Source organism: Allobrachymonas denitrificans DSM 15123, assembly GCF_900110225.1.
Classification (GTDB): domain Bacteria; phylum Pseudomonadota; class Gammaproteobacteria; order Burkholderiales; family Burkholderiaceae_C; genus Brachymonas; species Brachymonas denitrificans.
Genome location: NZ_FOCW01000001.1, coordinates 644,139 through 657,490 on the forward strand (window position 1 = coordinate 644,139; position 13,352 = coordinate 657,490).

Sequence of the window (13,352 nt, forward strand, 5' to 3'; positions counted from 1 at the left end):
TTCAAGCGCAAGCACTTTTCGACTGCATGGAAACCCTGATGTGGCCCTTCTTGCGTAATCCGGGAGGGAGAAAGTCATCAAGCAATAAAAAAGAGCCCATGCTGCGGTCAGCATGGGCTCTTTCTATCAGTCTATCCGGTTATAAAACCAGACTTCTTGGGGCAGCGTCGCTCAGTAGCGGGCATCCGCCGGCTTGCCCCCCTTCGGCCAGTCCTTCACCTTGTCGGGGAAGTCCGGGCGCGGCATGTGGCTGAAGTATTCGGCCACGTCCACGGCTTCCTGATCCGTCAGGCCGCCTTGGCCGAGCGGGAACTTGCCATGGAAGCCGATCGGCATGTTGCGCTTCACGAAGGCAGCGGCCGTGTAGGTGCGGGCCATGCCGGCGCCGATGTTGAAGGACATGTCGCCCCACAGCGGCGGGTACACCCACTTGCCGGCAGCATCCTTGATGCCTTCACCGTTGTCGCCGTGGCAGGCGGCACACTGGTTGGCGTAGATGCGCTTGCCGTTGTCCACGTTCGGCTTGATGTCGCGGCTGACCTTGCCGACGCCACGGCCCTCGACCTTGTCCTCGGGTTTGGTTTCGCGCTTCATCCAGTCAAAGTAGGCCACCATGGCTTTCATTTCGTCGGACTGCAGTGGCAACGGCTTGCCATTCATCGAGCGGCGGAAGCAGCCGTTGATGCGGTCTTCCAGCGTGATGTTCCGGCCGGCGCGTGCGCCGTAGCTCGGGAAGAAGGCAGACACGCCCACATACGGAGAACCATCGGCCACGGTACCGGCGTTCATGTGGCAGCTCGTGCAGTTCAGCGCGTTGCCCACGTTCTTCGGCAGCAGCTCATGCGTCTGGATGTTCAGGCGCGCACCCTGCACCAGCTGGTCGGCATTCTTTTCCTTGAGCATGTCGGCCAGTCGCGGCGTTTCGAACTTGCTCTGGTCCACTTTCACGTCCAGGCTCTTGCGCATGGAGGCCACGTCCCTGGCGGTGATCTCCTTCGAGGCCTGGCCCCAGCTTGCGCGGGTGAAGTTCAGGATCTCGGCGATTTCATCGTCGTTCAGGCGGGCGAAGCCGGGCATGGTCCAGACGCGGGAATGCGCCATGGTCTGTGCCGACTTGGAGCCGGTCAGCATGATGTGGATCAGCGTGGAGGCGTCTTCCGACTGCAGCGTGCCGTTGCCGGCCAGCGGCGGGAACACATTGGGCACGCCGTTGCCGTTGGTGCGGTGGCAGTCCACACAGAATTGCAGATAGCCGAGGCCGCCGCGCGTCGTGTAGATGGAGGCGGGAATCGCGGCAGCAGCCACGGCAGACGCCGCGGGTGCCAGTGCAGATGCGCCCGATGCGCCGGCAGAAGCCGGGGCACCCATGCCACTCACGGCGCCGCCAGCGGCCACCACCATCGGCTTGTCATGCTCGCCGGGCGGCAGGGCCTTCAGGAAGGTGCCGATGGCGCGCAGATCCTCGTCCGTCATGTACTGCGTGCTGTGCTGCACCACATCGACCATGTTGCCCGACACGGAGCCATAGCTGTTCTGGCCAGTCTTGAGCATCTTGACGGTTTCGTCCACGGTCCACAGGTTGCGCAGGCTCAGGGCACGCCAGCCTTCCACCGTTTCGCCCGCCAGGAAGTACGCGCCCTTGGAGCCGGTTTCGGTCATGGTCTTTTCCTGAAAGCCCCAGCCGCGTGGTGTGTGGCAGGCACCGCAGTGGCCCAGACCCTGCACCAGATAGGCACCACGCTGGTAGAGCAGATCCTTGCTGGTATCAGGCTGGTACGGCGTAGCGTCCAGGAAGGCCCAGTTCCACAGCTTCAGGCCCCAGCGCTGGTTGAAGGGAAAGCCCAGTCCCAGCGGTTCGTTGGGCTGGTTGACCGGAGCCACACCTTTCATCAGATAGGCGAACAGGTCCTGCATGTCGTCCTGCGTCATCTTGGCGTAGGAGGGGTAGGGCATGGCCGGGTACAGGTTGTGGCCATCGGCCGCCACGCCCTTGCGCATGGCGCGGTCGAACTGCTCGAAGGTGTACTTGCCGATACCGGTTTCCGGATCGGGCGTGATGTTGGTTGAATGCAGCTGGCCGAACGGAGTTTCCAGTGCGAGACCGCCAGCCATCGCCTTGCCGCCCTTGGCGGTGTGGCAGGCCACGCAGTCGCCCAGACGCGCCACATAGCGGCCGCGCTCGACCTGGGCCTTGGTGGCGGCGTCCATGTCCGCAGCGTAATTGGCGGGCAGATCGTCGATCACCTGATGGGGCAGGGCGTTGGCCGTTGGCGGGGTGGAAGCGGCGGGTGCCGGAGCGGTCGCCACGGCAGACGCGGCGGATGCAGCTGCTCCTGCCGGGGCCGCAAGGCCGGCTGAGGCAGGCGCCACGGCGGCAGAAGCCGCGCTGGCAGCACCTCCCGGAGTGGCTGGCGCGGAGGCGGTGGCACCGACTCCCTGCGCTGCGAGAACAATTCCGCCCAACGCCAATGGCAGGGCGGCCCAGGTCATGCGTTTCATGAAAGCTCCTATCTAGAACTGCAATAGGGAGCCCCGTGGCTCTCCGCGAGGCACATCAAGAGGATGTGCGCTCAGCATACGCCGCAATAATCTGTTTTTTGTGTAAGAGAAATGCTTTTCAGGCGACTTTCTGAGATACCTCAAACATCGGGTGCCGGATCTGGCCGCCGAGTGCGTTTGCGGCGGGGCGTTGGCACCGAATGCTGCAGAAAATCATGCGGCCCCTGCAGGATGGCCTTTACCCCCGGATGGCTGATGCGCCGGTCCAGCGTGATGACATAGACTTCTTCCATCAAGCCCGCCAGTTCGCCGCCATGCACTAGGCCGAACTGCCGCTCCAGGTCGGGAGCCAGCGTCGAGGGGTAGAGCATGGCGGCATGGCCTTCCCGGGCCAGCTCCAGCCCCAGTGCGGGGTCGTCGCATTCGGCCACCACGGCCGGCTGCAACTTGTGATGGTCCAGCCAGGCGTGCAGGCGTGCAGAGAGCAGCGCATCCTCGCCCGGCACCACCATGGGCAGTCCGTCCAGCCCTTGCGGCAGGCTGCGCCCCTGCAGCAGTTCCGGTCGTCCCACCAGCGCCACCGGCAGTTGTCCCAGCAGATGGCTGCGCGCCTTGACGCTGACCGATGCCGGCATGGGGGCATCCGCAATCACCAGATCGATGCGGTGCAAGGCCAGGTCCGCCAGCAGCAGTTCATGCCGCCACTCGCGGCACACCAGCCGCACGCTGTTCGGATGCAGCTTGAGCGCCGGGCCCAGCAGCCGCATCACCAGCGGCTTGGGCACGGCATCGGCCACGCCCACGCGCAGTTCCAGCGGCCGGCCGCTGCCGGCGCGGCTCTTGAGGCTGGCCTCCATCTCGCGCCCGAGGGCAAAGATGTCGCGCGCATAGTCCAGCGCCAGCCGGCCGAACTCGGTCAGCGCCAACTGGCGCCCCTGCCGCACGAACAGGGCGTTGCCCAGTGCTTCCTCCAGTTGCTGGATCTGGCTGCTCAGGGTTTGCGGCGTGAGATGCAGTTGCTCGGCCGCGCGCGTGATGCCGCCAGCTTCGGCCACATGCAGAAAGTACTTGAGGTGCTTGTAGTTCATCACGGGGGCGTCGAAATTATCAGATTTATTCGAAGCATATTTTAGATATTTTCAGATTTACACGAAGCGATACGGCCACTAGAATCGGCGCTCCCCGCAGTATCACGGTGCCTACCGCCGTGATTCATACAACATTGGAGCCTATTTCGCGGCATTTGCGGCGATGTGGCCAGTGGTGCAGCCCCCGGCTGCACCCGGTGTGTTCCTGATTACCAAAAAGACGACTCCATGAATCCGACCAGCTTCCAGTTGGCAGCGGCCGCAATCTTTGCGCTGGCCGTGCTGCACACCTTTTCCACCAAGTGGTTCGAGCGCCTCGCGCATCGGCACCCGCGCCATGCCGGCATCTACCACCTGCTGGGCGAGGTGGAGGCGGTGTTCGGCTTCTGGGCCATGATCCTGACCATCGTCATGGTGATCATGCTGGGCGCACCTGCTGCCATGGAGTATCTGGAAACGCGCAACTACACCGAACCGCTGTTCGTGTTCGTGGTGATGGTGATTGCGGCCACCCGTCCCATCCTGCAGACCGCAGGCAAGGTGGTGCAGCTGCTGGCGCGCCTGCTGCCGCTGCCACGCACGGTGGCCACCTACATGGTGGTGCTCATTGTGGTGCCGATTCTGGGCTCCTTCATCACCGAACCGGCTGCCATGACGCTGGCCGCCATGATGCTCTCGCGCGAGTTGTTTGCCCGCGTCAACGTGTCGCCGCTGCTCAAGTACGCCACGCTGGGTGTGCTGTTCGTCAACGTCTCCATCGGAGGCACGCTCACCTCCTATGCCGCGCCGCCGGTGCTGATGGTGGCCCAGGCCTGGGGGTGGGATACCGCCTTCATGCTCAAGACCTTCGGCTGGAAGGCCGCGCTGGCCGTGACGGTGAACACGGTGCTGGTCACCATGGTATTCGGCCGCCAGCTGCTCAAGCTGGACCGCAACGGCTTTGCGCAGGATGAGGCCGTGCAGCCGCCGGTGCCGCTGGCGCTGGTACTCACGCACCTGGCCTTTCTTGTCATGGTGGTGGTGCTGGCGCACCATCCGGTGCTGTTCATCGGCCTGTTCCTGTTCTTCATGGGGGTGGTCACGGCCTATGCCCGCCACCAGGATCGCCTGATCCTGCGCGAAGGGCTGCTGGTGGGCTTTTTCCTGGGCGGACTGGTGGTGCTGGGCGGCCAGCAGCAGTGGTGGCTCAAGCCGGTTCTGACGAGTCTGTCCAGTGATGCTGTATTCTGGGGGGCCACGGGCCTGACGGCATTTACCGACAACGCAGCGCTGACCTACCTGGGTTCGCTGGTCGAAGGTCTCAGTCCCGAGTTCAAGGTGGCCCTGGTAGCAGGTGCAGTGACTGGCGGCGGCCTGACCGTGATCGCCAATGCACCCAACCCCGCCGGGGTGGCCATCCTGCGCCGGTATTTCGATGATGGCGCGGTCAACCCGGGCATTCTTGCCCTGGCGGCGGCCGTGCCGACGGCGGTAGCAGCAATGGCGTTCCAGCTGCTGTAAGCGGCGGGAACAGTCTGCCTGGCCAAGCGCCCGGCCCATCCGATAGGAGGAAACATGAACAAGAAAACCCTGCGAGTAGGCATGTTTGGCTTCGGCCGTACCGGACGCGCTGTTGCAACCGTGCTGTTCAACACGCCGCATGTGGAGCTGGAATGGGTGGCGCGCCGCTCCGTAGGCGGCAGGCACCGTTCGGTGGCCGAGGTGCTGGGCGTCGATTCCGACACGCCGGCACCGTTCCATGCCACCGATGCCCAGGACGCCGATACCCTGCTTGATCAGCATCCGGTGGATGCCATCGTCGACTTCTCCGGTGAAGATGGTGTGCTGTATTACGGCGAGGCTGCTGCCCGTCGCGGAATCACCATCATCTCGGCCATTTCCGACTACTCCCCTGAGCGTCTGGAGCTGTTGCGAGAACTGGCAGAGCGTACCGTGGTCATGCACAGCCCCAACATCACCGTCGGCATCAACTTCCTGCTGATGGCGGCCAAGGTGCTGCGCCGCATTCTTCCGGACATCGACGTGGAGGTGTTCGAGGAGCATTTCCGCAGCAAACCCGAGGTGTCGGGCACGGCCAAGGTGATTGCGGGCGAGCTCGGCATCGAGGAAGAGCGCATCCGCACGGTGCGTGCCGGCGGCATCATCGGCGTGCACGAGGTGCTGTTCGGCTTTCCGTACCAGACGGTGCGGCTCAAGCACGAGTCGATTGCGCGCGAGGCCTTCGGCAACGGCATCCTGTTCGCCCTGGACAACCTGCGCGACAAGACGGCCGGCTTCTACACCATGGAAGACCTGATGCGGCCGTACTTCCAGATGGATGGCGATGCGTGCAAGGGGCAGGAGACCACGCATCCTGCGGAGGCTGGCTGAAAACACGCCTGAACCTCCTGCTGCAGGGCAACGGCGGCGGGTTTTCAACTAAAATACAAACGAGAATTGTTATCGTTTGTCGAATTTGGCTAATCTGGATCATTTTTATTGCAACTGAGTTGCGATAATGTCGAGCTTTTCGACTTTGAACCAGAAAACCATGACTCTCCTGTCGACGTCTTCCGTCTCCCGTTTCTGCGTGGGCACCAGCCTCTGTCTTGCCGCAACTGCCGCCATGGCCGCCCACCCCCTTGTTTCCGACGACACGGGAACGCAAGGCAGGGGCCATAGCCAGTTCGAACTGAGCACCGACCGCGACCGCACCCGCACCCGCACGGACGCCGGAGTGGAACGGGCCCAATCCACCGCAGCCACCTACAGTTACGGCGTGCATGACGATGTCGATCTGGGCATCAGCGTGCCGCATGTGTACCAGCGTGCGCCGGGCGAAGCGCATCAGCAGGGCCTGGGCGATGTGGCGCTGCAGGCCAAATGGCGATTCCATGCCGGTGAGCGCTGGTCGCTGGCGCTCAAGCCGGCCGTGACGCTGCCCAGTGGCAGCCACGGCAAGGGCCTGGGCAATGGCCGCGCCACGACTGCGCTGCACCTGCTGGCGCAATACGAGGCTGAACCTGTCACCTGGCTGGTGAATGTGGGTGGTACGCACAACAACAGCCGCGACGGCCAGCGCAAGGCCCTGTGGAGCGCATCCACGGCGCTGCTGTACACCCCCCATGCCGACTGGACGCTGGCGTTCGATATCGGCGCCAACCGCAATCCCGACCGCGAGGGGCCGCGTACCCAGTCCTATGCCTTGTTGGGCGGCATCTACCACCTGAACAAGGATGTCGACCTGGATCTGGGCTATCGCCGCAGCCTGCAATCCGGCCCGGTGACGCATACCGTGGGTGCCGGCCTGACGGTGCGCTGGTAAGCAGGCGTGTCCTCCCGGCATGCTGTCATCCGGGCGGGGTAGACTGGCCCTGAGCTTCAACGGAAAGGAAGGGTCGTGACAGTCGCCTGGATCGTGTTTCAGTTGCTGGCCTGTGCCGTGGTGATTGCCTGGGCGGGCTATTCGCTCAGCCGCAGTGCCGACCGGCTGGCCGAGATTTACGGCTGGGGGCGTGGCTGGGTCGGACTGGCGATGCTGGCCACAGTCACCTCGCTGCCGGAACTGGCCTCCGGCATCAGTGCCGTGACGGTGGTGCAGGCGCCCAACCTGGCCGTGGGCAACGCACTGGGTGCCTGCGTGTTCAACCTGCTGTTTCTGGTGGTGGTCGACTTGCTGCAGCGCCGGGAGCCGCTGTACCGCCATGCGAGCGAAACGCATATCCTGTCCGCGGCCTTTGGCGTGGTGATGCTGGGCTTTGTGGCGCTGAACCTGCTGGTGGGCGAGCTGCTGCCCGACGTGCTTTACATCGGCGTGTTCAGCCCCTTGCTGCTGGGCCTGTATCTGCTGGCGCTGCGCAGCGTGCACCGGCACGAGCGGCGCCTGCTGGAAGGCCTGGATGGGATTGCCCTGCCGCCGGAAACCTCCAGCGCCGAGCGCCGCCAGACCTGGCGCAATTTTGGCCTCTCGGCCATCACCGTGCTGCTGGCTGGCAGCGCGCTGCCCTGGGTGGCGGATGCGCTGGCCGAGCATGCCGGCTTGTCGCGCAGTTTTGCCGGCACGGTGCTCATGGCGCTGGTCACCACGCTGCCGGAAATCGCCGTCACCCTGTCTGCGCTGCGCATGGGGGCGCTCGACATGGCGCTGGGCAACCTGCTGGGCAGCAACCTGTTCAACGTGCTGATCCTGTCGATCGACGACGCCTTCTATGTGCCGGGGCCGTTGATGGCGGCCGCATCGCCGGCGCACATGGGCACCATCGTGGCCGCCATCCTGATGACGGGCATGGTCATCATCGGCCTCGTCATGCGGCCGCAGGGCAAGGTGCTGCGGTTGGTCAGCTGGATCAGCGTCGGCATTGCAGCGGTGTATGCGCTGAATGCGATCTGGATTTTTATGGATGCGTCGGGATGAGCGCCCCGCGCTGTCGCTCAGCCCAGTTCCCGCACAAACTCCGCCACCAGGCGCACCACGTCCTCTTCGCGTTCGCGGTGCGGCATGTGGCGCGTCTCCGGCATGATTTCCACCTGCGCCGGCCCGCCCGCAAGCTGGCCGATCTGCTCGGGATGGGCGTGCGAGCCGTATTCGTCATCGCTGCCGTGGATGACCAGTGCCGGGCTGCGCACTTCCGGCAGCACATCACGCAGATTCCAGTGTTCAAACTCGGGATGCAGCCAGGAATCGATCCAGGCATCCAGCACCCAGCGTGCCTTGTCGCCGTGGTACTTGCCGAGGCGCTCCACCTGCACCGGATCCTGGAACAGCTCGCGCGCCTGCTCAATGCCCTGCACCGTGCGGTCTTCACGGAAGGCCTGCGCCGCCACCGTGATCAGCCCGAGGCACTGCTCCGGATAGCGCGCCGCACAGTTCACCACCATGCCGCCACCCACACTGTGGCCGAACAGGATGAACTGCGTCAGGCCGATATGCGTGATCAGGGCCGCAAAATCATCCGTGGCCTCGCGTGCGATGAAGTCCAGCGGCAGGGTCGCGGGGTAGGCATCCGAGCGGCCGAAGCCCAGCCGGTCATAGGCGATCACCGTGCGGCCGGTTGCGGCGCACAGCGCTTGCGGAAAGCTGCGCCACAGCTCGACGCTGCCGAGCGAATCGTGAAACAGGATGATGGGCGCCTTGCTGCTGGCAGTTTCAGACGTCCAGGTGCGGACAAACAGGCGGCCCTGCGTGCCGGGAATATGCTGGTCGTGTACGGAAGAAGTCATGGCGCGGGAGTGGTTAAGGCCTTGTAAACCAGGTTGATGCAGTTCGGCGGTACGTCGTTGGTGTAGCACGCCCGCTCATGGCGACTGCTTTCCGATTCTGGAGTATGTGGTCATGCACGCGGATGCCGGACGAAGCTGATCCACAGGAATAGAGCCTGTCGGGGCTCTCCCTCTGAAGGCGTACACGTTTAGAACGTTACTCTACCCTGTCGGGCACCCCCTTTGAAACGGGGGGTGCAATGGTGCTTTTGGAATATTCCCTGTCGAGACTGCCTCTTGGGTCAAATTCCAGCAGTTTTTGCTCAGCGAGGCCAATGGTTTCGAAGGAAAATTTCCACATGGGACTCCTCGATTCACCCCTCAGATCATCTTCGCTCGACTGTGGGGTATGCATGAGCGCCGTCACCTCGGTCGCTGCCGGCGCGCATGGTGTGCCATGCTAAGCGAAGGCTTGGATGGAGGCGCGAACAGTCGGGCGATCTCGGGGAAAAGGAGACTCTCGACGTGACGAGCCTCGTGCTGGTTATCGATCTCGAGGCGACGTGCTGCAATCAAGGCTCAGTACCGCAGCAGGAAATGGAAGCTATCCAGATCGGTGCAGTAATCGCCACCGTTTCGGGTGAGGTACTGGGGGAGTGGAGCTCGCATGTGCGCCCAGTCCGGCACCCCGTGCTGACGACGTTTTGCACCCAGTTGACGGGTATCCGCCAGAGCCATGTCGACACTGCTGACGCCCTCCCTAGCGTGATCAAAAGACTGGGACAGTGGATCGACGATACGCGCTCAACCATTGACTGCTGGGCGTCGTGGGGCGCGTACGACCGTCATCAGCTACAACAGGACCTCACCTTCCATGGTGTACCCTGGTGCCTACCGCTAACTCATCTGAACATGAAGGCGGTGTTCGCCAAAAAATTCAAGCTGAAAAAGCGTCCAGCGCTAAGTACGGCATTGAGTCTCATCGGGCTGGAGTTTTCTGGCACGCCTCATAACGCTCTGGATGACGCAAGAAATGCCGCCAGGCTGCTGCGATATACAGGGATTTGAAATCCCGCGACGAGAGACTCCGGGAAGAGCGCCGCGGAATCTGGCCCTGGAGAGCTTTCGGCAGCAGAGGCTTCCAACGCCATGGTGCAGCGCGCTCTTGCTTTGCTTGACTGGGCTGTCCAAAACGGCATTTCCGTTGACCGCGCACGCTTGGCTGAAGTGTTGGGAGCGCGCTGGAGCGTGATGGCACAGGAACGATCTGTCGCAGCGACTGACGCTGAACTGCACAACTACATCCTTGAGCAGTTCCCTCTGACTTGGCTGCGGGCGTGGATCAGCACGCAGAAGTTGGAAGCAGGTGTGACTAGAAGCTTTGTCCGGCAGTTGATCTGGACTGACTTGGGGCACTTGACTCTTCTGGAAGTTATGGTGGCGGCTGTTGCTCTTTTCGACACCGACGCATCAGCGCGTGCCGCTCTTATGGCTGCGATGCCACCTTTGACTTTGGATGTCGCACTGGACACAAGGGTTGAGCCAGTCCGAGCCTGAACAAACAGCCACCTCGGATATCTGGAGCATGGTGGATGAGTTTCACTCACTGACTCGCTACAAACACCTGCTCCAGTGTCGCCGGGATCAGTGCGGCGTTGGCTTGACGAATGGCGGCGTGTTTGGCCTTCAGGGCGGTGATTTCGGCTTGAAGGTGGTCAAAGGTGTGCTGGACCGCCAGCGAGGGCATGGGCACTTCGATGGCCATCAGCTTCTCGAGCCCAAGCGTGCGGTTGCGGCCAGCACCTCCGGGGGATGCGTCGCCAATCTTGAGCAGCCCCTCGTCGGTCAAGAAGTAGTAACGCAAGAATTCAGCTGTCGTCAATTCCGGGTTGGCGTTGCAGGTGATGAAGCGGTGTGAGCCGAAGCGGCCCGCGTCTTCTGGCTGTGCGATGGCGATGGCACCTTCCCAGGCGAACACGTTGGAGAACAACAGATCGCCTGGTTCGATGCGGTACAGGCGCTTGGTGCCGACCTCACTGCCGGAAAGCGGCGGCTTGTGGAAGGTGCCTTTACCGAACGAACGGATGCCAAGTTCCGGATAGCTGCCTTCCAGGTCGATGGACTGTTCACGTCGCACCAGTGGTGCCACCTCCGCCATCGGCCGCAGCGGTGCGTCGGCAATGGCATCGCGGAACCGCAGCGCCAGCAGATGTTCGGCGTCGCGCTCGACGGCATCCAGATGCGCTTCAACCTGCCGGGTTTTCTCGGCCAGCGCGTCGAGACGGGTGACTATGGTTTGTTGTTCAGCCAGCGGCGGCAGAGGGATTTCAAGGCTGAGGAATTGATCCGGGCTGACGGATTCGCGCCGCGCGCCCATTCCCTTTGCCTTCCCTTGAAGCTGCCGCCAGACAGCATCACGCTTGCAGTACCAGTCAAGAAAGCGCGTATCAAGCGCTTCCGAATTCGCTCGAAAAGTCGGGAATACAGGTGACAGAAACCAGCCGTCAAACTCCTCCGGGATTCGCGCAACTGCGCCTTCCCACGCTTTGGGTGAGCTAATGACGAAGTCGCCAGAGTTCAAACGGTGAAAGGATTTGTAGGTCGTATCTAATGGCGAAATGGGACCGCGTTGAAACAATCCTCGCCCGAAGCCATACACACCAGCCAGATTTACGGTGTCAAGCTGAATACTCGGTACAGCGTCAATGTACGAACGAAGCACCGACCGGAGGGGAACAATGGGCCACGCCTTCATTCGTCACCCTCAACGCCAACCAGGGCCTCGATCTCACCCAGCAGTCGCATCACCTCAACCTCGTGGCTGCGCATCGCGGCGATCAGGTCTTTCGGATCGGCATGTTCCAGCCCGGCCTTGGCATTCGGGTTCTTGAGGTCCAGGTTGTAAATGGGCCAGTACAGCGCATCGCCTTCGGCCTGGGCGGACTTGGCAGCCTGTTCGTGGGCCTGTTGCTCGCTCTTGAGCGCCTTCAGGCGGTCTTGCAGTTCAGCCTTCTGGCCGTTGGCGGCGGCCTGGATGGTTTGCTCCAACTCCCGAATGGGCTTGCCCAAGGCAATGGCGGCATTGCGCTCGGCCTCGGCCCGCTGCCAGTGCGGTGTGGCGGCCTCGACGGCGGCGGCACGTTTGGCCGCGAAATCCACCTTCCAGGCCTGCGGGCCTTCTTCGCGGGCGTTCCACCACGCCAGGGCGGGAGCGAATTCCTCAAACTGCAGGGGCGCTGTCTTGCTGTACTTCTTGCGCCCTTCGGGCAGCGGCAGTTCGTAGTACCAGATGGTGTCGGTGGGACCGCTACGTTCAAAGAACAGCAGGTTGGCCGGAATATCGGTGTAAGGCGCGAACACGCCTTGCGGCAGACGCACGATGGTGTGGAGCTTGAACTCCTTGAGCATTTCCTCCTTGATGACGGCGCTGATGCCGTCGCCAAACAGGGTGCCATTGGGCACGACCACGGCGGCGCGGCCACCGCGATCAGCCGGTTTGCCACCGGGCACGGGCGCACCGGCCACGCGCAGCTTGCGCATGATGTACTGCAGGAACAGCAGCGCGGTTTCCGCCGTTTGCATATTGGGCGGGAAGTTGGCCTTGATGCCGGCCTCTTCCTCGCCGCCGAAGGGCGGGTTGGTGAGGATGACGTCCACCCGCTCGCTGTGGCCGATCTCATTGACCCGGCGCTCGAGCGTGTTGCCATAGGCGATCTGCGGAGCCTCCAGTCCGTGCAGCAGCAGATTCATCTGCACCAGCATGTAGGGCAGCGGCTTGGCCTCCTGACCGAACAGGGTGTCCTGCTGCAGTACCCGACGTTGGTCAGGTGTACTGACCTGCGGCACGATATGGTCATAGGCCTCGACCAGAAAGCCGCCGGTGCCGCAGGCTGGGTCGAGCACCGTCTCACCAAGGCGCGGGTCGGTAACCTGCACCATGAAGCGCACCACAGGGCGCGGGGTGTAGAACTCACCGGAATCGCCAGCGGCATCGCGCATTTCGCGCAGCATCGACTCGTACAGGTGCGAGAGGGTGTGGATTTCCTCGCTCGCGCTGAAGTGGATGCCGTTGATCTTGTTGATGATGTCGCGCAGCAGATAGCCGCTGACCATGCGGTTCTGCACGCCCTTGAACACGTTGGCAATGACTTCGCGCTGGCTGCCTTTTTCTCCGTCTCCAGCCAGGCCACGCAAGTAGGCAAACAGGCCCTTACCGACCGTGCCATCGACACGGATGGCCGCTTCCTGGCTAATGAACGCCAGCAGCTCATCACCGGTGATGCCGTCATCACGGGCGGCCCAGTCGCGCCAGCGGTAAGGCGATTCGATGATGGGCTGGTAACGCTTACCGTCGAGTTCGGCTTCTTCCTCATGGACCGCTTCAAGGTCGTCGAGGAACTTGAGGAACATTACCCAGGTGAGCAAGGGCAGACGATCCACGTCGCCATTTAGGCCCTTGTCCTTGCGCAGGATCTTACGGGCGCTGCCGATCAGGGCCGACAGGTTTTCACGGGTGGTGAGCGGTGCCTTGGCTTTGCGTGGCGCGCGGGTCTTTTTCTCGCCCGTGGTGGCAGATTTGGCCATTGG

11 protein-coding genes are annotated in these 13,352 nt (G+C 62.9%); 6 read left to right on the forward strand and 5 right to left on the reverse strand.

Going from position 1 to position 13,352, the window contains the following annotated elements:
- Positions 1 to 171: 171 nt before the first annotated feature.
- Together BMW28_RS02935 and BMW28_RS02940 are read right to left on the reverse strand one after the other, a co-directional pair.
- Complete coding sequence (locus BMW28_RS02935) at positions 172 to 2,499, reverse strand: c-type cytochrome (protein ID WP_234969954.1); 2,328 nt, start codon at positions 2,497 to 2,499, stop codon at positions 172 to 174.
- 140 nt (positions 2,500 to 2,639) lie between these two features.
- Positions 2,640 to 3,587, reverse strand: coding sequence for a LysR family transcriptional regulator (locus BMW28_RS02940; protein ID WP_200785707.1), 948 nt, complete (start codon positions 3,585 to 3,587; stop codon positions 2,640 to 2,642).
- Positions 3,588 to 3,815: 228 nt separating this feature from the next.
- Here BMW28_RS02940 and BMW28_RS02945 point away from each other — a divergent pair, with 228 nt between their 5' ends.
- From BMW28_RS02945 to BMW28_RS02960, 4 genes are all read left to right on the forward strand, one after another.
- A complete protein-coding gene (locus BMW28_RS02945; RefSeq protein ID WP_091813617.1) occupies positions 3,816 to 5,087 on the forward strand; it encodes a putative Na+/H+ antiporter in 1,272 nt (423 codons plus the stop codon).
- A 54-nt stretch (positions 5,088 to 5,141) separates the two neighbouring features.
- Positions 5,142 to 5,957 carry a 4-hydroxy-tetrahydrodipicolinate reductase gene (locus BMW28_RS02950; RefSeq protein ID WP_200785708.1) on the forward strand — a complete coding sequence of 272 codons (816 nt, stop codon included), beginning with the start codon at positions 5,142 to 5,144 and terminating at the stop codon, positions 5,955 to 5,957.
- Between the two features lie 160 nt (positions 5,958 to 6,117).
- Positions 6,118 to 6,891: a transporter gene (locus tag BMW28_RS02955; RefSeq protein WP_159430690.1), complete on the forward strand. Its 774-nt coding sequence runs from the start codon at positions 6,118 to 6,120 to the stop codon at positions 6,889 to 6,891.
- A 75-nt stretch (positions 6,892 to 6,966) separates the two neighbouring features.
- Entirely contained in the window at positions 6,967 to 7,980 is a 1,014-nt protein-coding gene (locus BMW28_RS02960; protein WP_091813622.1) for a sodium:calcium antiporter, read from the forward strand.
- Between the two features lie 17 nt (positions 7,981 to 7,997).
- Here the strand turns inward: BMW28_RS02960 and BMW28_RS02965 are convergent, their stop codons facing one another.
- Complete coding sequence (locus BMW28_RS02965) at positions 7,998 to 8,786, reverse strand: alpha/beta fold hydrolase (RefSeq protein WP_091813625.1); 789 nt, start codon at positions 8,784 to 8,786, stop codon at positions 7,998 to 8,000.
- Between the two features lie 504 nt (positions 8,787 to 9,290).
- Here BMW28_RS02965 and BMW28_RS02970 point away from each other — a divergent pair.
- The gene (locus BMW28_RS02970) at positions 9,291 to 9,833 is read left to right on the forward strand and encodes a 3'-5' exonuclease (protein ID WP_159430692.1); all 543 of its coding nucleotides are present in this window, start codon (positions 9,291 to 9,293) and stop codon (positions 9,831 to 9,833) included.
- Between the two features lie 81 nt (positions 9,834 to 9,914).
- Entirely contained in the window at positions 9,915 to 10,322 is a 408-nt protein-coding gene (locus BMW28_RS02975) for a hypothetical protein (protein ID WP_091813633.1), read from the forward strand.
- A gap of 46 nt (positions 10,323 to 10,368) precedes the next feature.
- Here the strand turns inward: BMW28_RS02975 and BMW28_RS02980 are convergent, their stop codons facing one another.
- Both BMW28_RS02980 and BMW28_RS02985 read right to left on the reverse strand, forming a co-directional pair.
- The gene (locus BMW28_RS02980) at positions 10,369 to 11,520 is read right to left on the reverse strand and encodes a restriction endonuclease subunit S (RefSeq protein ID WP_091813636.1); all 1,152 of its coding nucleotides are present in this window, start codon (positions 11,518 to 11,520) and stop codon (positions 10,369 to 10,371) included.
- Entirely contained in the window at positions 11,517 to 13,349 is a 1,833-nt protein-coding gene (locus BMW28_RS02985) for a class I SAM-dependent DNA methyltransferase (protein ID WP_091813638.1), read from the reverse strand. The genes BMW28_RS02980 and BMW28_RS02985 overlap by 4 nt, the downstream gene beginning before the upstream one ends.
- Between the last annotated feature and the right edge of the window lie 3 nt (positions 13,350 to 13,352).

Coding starts and splice junctions, on each gene's coding strand:
- BMW28_RS02975 (WP_091813633.1), top strand. CDS start 9,915: ATGGTGCAGCGCGCTCTTGCTTTGCTTGACTGGGCTGTCCAAAACGGC.
- BMW28_RS02980 (WP_091813636.1), bottom strand. CDS start 11,520: ATGAAGGCGTGGCCCATTGTTCCCCTCCGGTCGGTGCTTCGTTCGTAC.
- BMW28_RS02945 (WP_091813617.1), top strand. CDS start 3,816: ATGAATCCGACCAGCTTCCAGTTGGCAGCGGCCGCAATCTTTGCGCTG.
- BMW28_RS02940 (WP_200785707.1), bottom strand. CDS start 3,587: ATGAACTACAAGCACCTCAAGTACTTTCTGCATGTGGCCGAAGCTGGC.
- BMW28_RS02950 (WP_200785708.1), top strand. CDS start 5,142: ATGAACAAGAAAACCCTGCGAGTAGGCATGTTTGGCTTCGGCCGTACC.
- BMW28_RS02955 (WP_159430690.1), top strand. CDS start 6,118: ATGACTCTCCTGTCGACGTCTTCCGTCTCCCGTTTCTGCGTGGGCACC.
- BMW28_RS02965 (WP_091813625.1), bottom strand. CDS start 8,786: ATGACTTCTTCCGTACACGACCAGCATATTCCCGGCACGCAGGGCCGC.
- BMW28_RS02985 (WP_091813638.1), bottom strand. CDS start 13,349: ATGGCCAAATCTGCCACCACGGGCGAGAAAAAGACCCGCGCGCCACGC.
- BMW28_RS02935 (WP_234969954.1), bottom strand. CDS start 2,499: ATGAAACGCATGACCTGGGCCGCCCTGCCATTGGCGTTGGGCGGAATT.